The organism is Winogradskyella ouciana (assembly GCF_009709615.1).
GTDB lineage: Bacteria > Bacteroidota > Bacteroidia > Flavobacteriales > Flavobacteriaceae > Winogradskyella > Winogradskyella ouciana.
On sequence record NZ_WJYA01000305.1, the window covers coordinates 1 to 237 of the forward strand.

1 protein-coding gene is annotated in these 237 nt (G+C 40.1%); it reads left to right on the forward strand.

What is annotated here, in order from left to right; translation table 11 throughout:
• Positions 1–27 precede the first annotated feature (27 nt).
• Positions 28–237, forward strand: a 210-nt coding sequence (locus F1003_RS19235; protein ID WP_497986946.1) for a PepSY domain-containing protein, incomplete at its 3' end; no start/stop codon positions are given.

Sequence of the window (237 nt, forward strand, 5' to 3'; positions counted from 1 at the left end):
TACGAAGTTAAACAGCAGAAAGAGCGAATAGCTCCGTCTGAACAGCTCGATATTGTGACAAATCATTACGCTGGAGCAGTGGTTACGAGCTATCGTCCTGGAGAACAAGCAACTCGTTCAAGTGAAGTAAATATCACCTACGAAAACGAGTCATTGACAGTTTTCGTTGACCCATACAATGGTAATATGCTCGGTGAATTAAACAGCAATAATCGAGTTATGGATTTAATTGAAGAA